The organism is Pseudonocardia sp., assembly GCF_050246655.1.
Lineage (GTDB): Bacteria > Actinomycetota > Actinomycetes > Mycobacteriales > Pseudonocardiaceae > Pseudonocardia.
The window spans coordinates 1-3,951 of the sequence record NZ_JBFWVQ010000222.1; the positions used below are offsets into that span (position 1 = coordinate 1).

Genomic DNA, 3,951 nt, shown 5'->3' on the forward strand with positions numbered 1-3,951 from the left:
CAATCCGCTACGACGTCATTCCAGCATTGGGATGCTCTCCCCGGCAGACTTCGAAGCAGCCCACACCCCACCTGACCAAGCTCACTGACCACACACCGTCAGTGTCCGGCGAACGGGGCCAAGCTCAACAGCCGCGAGTTGCGGATTCTGCGGCGGCGAGTTGCGGATCTCGTCTGCCGAGATCCGCAACTCGGCCGGATGAGATGCGCAACTCGCGGGCACGGAGGGCGAGCCCTGCGTATCGGCCGCGGGTCCGCGGGGTCCGCGCAGGCGCGTCACCGACGTGGCAGGGTAGGGGGGTGGAGCTGAAGATCGGGTACAAGGCGTCGGCCGAGCAGTTCGCGCCGCGCGAGCTGGTCGAGTTCTCGGTGCTGGCGGAGCGGGTCGGGTTGGACAGCGTGGTCGTCTCCGACCACTACCAGCCGTGGCGGCACACCGGCGGGCACGCGCCGTTCTCGCTGGCCTGGATGGCAGCCGTGGGGGAGCGGACCTCCCGGGTGCAGCTCGGCACCTCAGTGCTCACGGCCACGTTCCGCTACAACCCGGCGGTGATCGCGCAGGCCTTCGCGACGATGGGCTGCCTGTACCCGCAGCGGGTGATGCTGGGGCTGGGCACCGGTGAGGCGCTCAACGAGACGGCCGTGACCGGGGCGCAGTGGCCGGACTTCAAGGGCCGGTTCGCGCGGCTGCGGGAGGCGGTGCGGCTCATGCGGCAGCTGTGGACCGAGGAGCACGTGAGCTTCGACGGCGAGTTCTACCGCACCGTGGACGCCACCGTGTACGACAAGCCCGAGACGCCGGTCCCCGTCTACATCGCCGCGGGCGGCCCGGTGGTGGCCAAGTACGCGGGCCGCGCGGGGGACGGGTTCATCTGCACCTCGGGCAAGGGCATGGAGCTCTACACCGACAAGCTCCTGCCCGCCGTGGCCGAGGGCGCCGCCGCAGCGGAACGCGACCCGGCGTCGATCGACCGCATGATCGAGATCAAGATCTCCTACGACCGCGATCCCGAGCGGGCCCTGGAGAACTGCCGGTTCTGGGCGCCGCTCTCGCTCACCCCCGAGCAGAAGCACAGCGTGGAGAGCTCCCGCGAGATGGAGCGCCTCGCCGACGAGCTCCCGATCGAGCAGGTCGCGAGGCGCTGGATCGTCGCGTCCGACCCTGACGACGCGGTGGCCCAGATCAAGCCCTACCGCGACGCCGGGCTCAACCACCTCGTCGTCCACGGGCCGGGCCACGACCAGGAGCGGTTCCTCACCCAGTTCGCCGAGGACGTTCTGCCGCGGCTGCGCGCGCTGGGCTGACGGCGGTTTCCGACCGGCGGTCCGCCCGCCGGGCCGCCTCGGCGAGGGGCTCCCGGTCGCTCACGCCCGGGATCATCGCACCGTCCGGGGATCGCTCACTTGACCCCTGGCCGGCCGGGCAGTTGCCGCGGCGCTGCTGGGGCTCGCGCACATGCTCGACGGCCGCGCACCTGTCCGGTGGTCGCTGCGCGGCCGCCTGGCGCGCTCACGCACATGCTCCACGGTCGCGACACGGCCCTCTGGCGTGCTCACGCATATGCTCGGTGGCCGCGCACATGTTCGACGGTCGCCGTGCGGCCCCCTGGCGCACTCGCACACATGCTCGACGGTGGCACACACCCCGTGGTGCTCACACAGCTTGTCGGCGGTGTGTGCCACCGCTTCCGGATGTGTGCCACCGCTCCTGGGTGTGTGCCGTCGCCGGGGAATGTGTGCCACCGCCGCAAAATGACCACCGTCCGGGTACCACACCGCTCGAACATGTGTGCCACCTGCCCGCCGGGCCGGTACCACACCGCTCGAACATGTGTGCCACCTGCCCGCCGGGCCGGTGCACACCGCTCGAACATGTGTGCCACCTGCCCGCCGGGCCGGTGCGCCACCGCTCGAACATGTGTGCCACCCCCGCACATGTGCTCTGCCGGCGGGATCCCCGTCGGCGGACCCGGCCGCGGGTGACCGGGGCTCAGGCCTCCACCGGGTGCACGACGCGCCCGTGGCGCGGGGCGTGCGCGGGCGGCGGCGGCTCGTCGAGCAGGCGGCGCACACCCTTCATGCCGTAGCGGTCGATCGCGGTCTTGACCAGCCCGAAGACCGCACCCTGGATCGTCGCGGCGAGCAGCACCTCCCGCGTGCTGTAGTCGCCGGACAGCGGCTGCGGCGCGCGGTCCTCCCCGGAGATCCGCTTCCAGATGATCCCGAAGATCTTCCCGGCGACCAGACCGCCGAGCATGCCCAGGGTGAGCCCGATCGGCTTGTAGGCGATCTTCCCCAGAGTGCCGAGCTCGCCACCGTCGCCGCGGCGACGGGCGGCCCTGCGGGACGCGGCTGCGGACATCGATCCGTGCATGTCGGACGGATACCCGCGCGCGTCGACGAGGACACCCGGCCAGAGCCACCCGAGTGAGCCGTTTGGGTCGCCGGAAGCCCGGGCAACTCTGGAGCACGTGCCGAGCAGTGCGGGCCCGCACCGACGCCCTCGGCGGCGGTGCCGGCACGGCGGCCGGCACGGACCGAGGTCGACGACCTGATCGGAGCACGAAAGGGGAGGGCGTGGACGATCACGCGATCCCCGACGGCAGCCTCCACCTGAGCCGTCCGGCGCACCCGGCGCAGCTGGGCTACATCCGCGCCCGGGTCCAGGGGTGGGCGCAGCAGCACCGCGTACCCGAGGGGGTGCTGATCGACCTGCAGCTCGCGCTCGGCGAGGCCGTCGCCAACGGGGTGGAGCACGCCTACACCGGCATGACGGCGGGCACCGTCGACGTGGAGGTGCGGCTGTGGCGCACGCCCCAAGGATCACGGCGACCCGACGACGGCGTGGCCGGTCCGGACCCGCCCCCGGGCGGCACGATCACGGTACGGGTGGCCGACCACGGCCGATGGCAGCCGCCGACCGGCAGCGCTCACCGCGGGCGGGGGATGCTCGTGATCGAGCGGTTGGCCCGGAACACGGAGATCATCCGCGGCCGCAACGGCACCCACGTCTGCTTCGAGATCGCGTTCTGAGGACGTGCCGGTCGGTAGCCCGGCGAGCCGGCGACCGCGGCGGGACGAGCCCTATCGGGACGCCGAGCCGCCCGACACGAGCCTTCGGGTCGAGCCCCCGCCGCGTACCCGGCGGCCCGGGACCAGCTGTGCGGAGGCGCGCTGGACGGGCCGGCGTACTCGCAGGACCGGCCACGCGGGCGACGGCGGCAGCATGCCCTCCAGGCTGGTGGCTGCCGGGCCGACGCTGGAGCGCAGCAGCTCCTGGTACGCGTCGTAGGCGGCGACGGCGGCGGCGACCTCGCCCTCCGCGAGGTGCGCCTCGATCAGGGCGCGTCGGGCGCTCTCGCGGCTCGGAGCGCTCCGGACCGCGCTCTCGGCCACGGCGACGGCGTCCGCGTAGCGACCCGCCGCGCTGCAGCGGAGGCTGAACTCCTCCAGCGCGTGCAGCCGGAGCTGCCGGAAGCGCTCCCGCTCCACCGCGATCCAGGCGGCCGTCCAGCCGGGGAGGATGTCCGCGGACAGCAGGCTCAGGTCGGGGCGGGGCGTCGCGGCGGCGTCCGAGCCGCGCAGCGGGACGTCCGGCAGCGCGCGGACGAGCGCCATCGCCTCGGCCAGGTCGACCTTCACGTCCGCGGCGAGCGCAAGGGAGCCGTCGGCGCTCTCGTCCAGAAGACCGGGTACGTCGACGGCGGCGACGGCGTCGTCGAGCAGCCGCGCCCCGGCCCCGGCGTCGATGCCGGGCCACAGGTCGGCGGCCAGTGCGGCGCGGCGCTGCGCCCGGTGGTGCACGGCGAGGTACGCGACCAGGCGGCGCGCATCGACACCGAGCGGCACGGTGGTGCCGTCGTCGGTGAGGGTGAAGGAGCCGAGGACCGACACACGAAGGTGTGCCGGGACCACGCGAGATCGTCGCTGATCGTCAGACATGGCAGTCCCA

At 73.1% G+C, this 3,951-nt stretch carries 4 protein-coding genes; 2 read left to right on the plus strand and 2 right to left on the minus strand.

The genetic code is table 11. The features are described 5' to 3' along the window. The first annotated feature begins 299 nt into the window (after positions 1-299). Positions 300-1,304: a glucose-6-phosphate dehydrogenase (coenzyme-F420) gene (fgd, locus tag AB7J25_RS30400; RefSeq protein WP_428514795.1), complete on the plus strand. Its 1,005-nt coding sequence runs from the start codon at positions 300-302 to the stop codon at positions 1,302-1,304. 685 nt (positions 1,305-1,989) lie between these two features. On the opposite strand, the gene AB7J25_RS30405 is transcribed toward fgd, so the two are convergent. Beyond that, the gene (locus tag AB7J25_RS30405) at positions 1,990-2,373 is read right to left on the minus strand and encodes a DUF4235 domain-containing protein (protein WP_428514797.1); all 384 of its coding nucleotides are present in this window, start codon (positions 2,371-2,373) and stop codon (positions 1,990-1,992) included. 203 nt (positions 2,374-2,576) lie between these two features. Here AB7J25_RS30405 and AB7J25_RS30410 point away from each other — a divergent pair, with 203 nt between their 5' ends. Then, positions 2,577-3,032 carry an ATP-binding protein gene (locus AB7J25_RS30410; protein WP_428514799.1) on the plus strand — a complete coding sequence of 152 codons (456 nt, stop codon included), beginning with the start codon at positions 2,577-2,579 and terminating at the stop codon, positions 3,030-3,032. 51 nt (positions 3,033-3,083) lie between these two features. Here AB7J25_RS30410 and AB7J25_RS30415 read toward each other — a convergent pair. Beyond that, positions 3,084-3,951: AfsR/SARP family transcriptional regulator (locus AB7J25_RS30415; protein ID WP_428514801.1), on the minus strand; the 868-nt coding region annotated here is incomplete at its 5' end.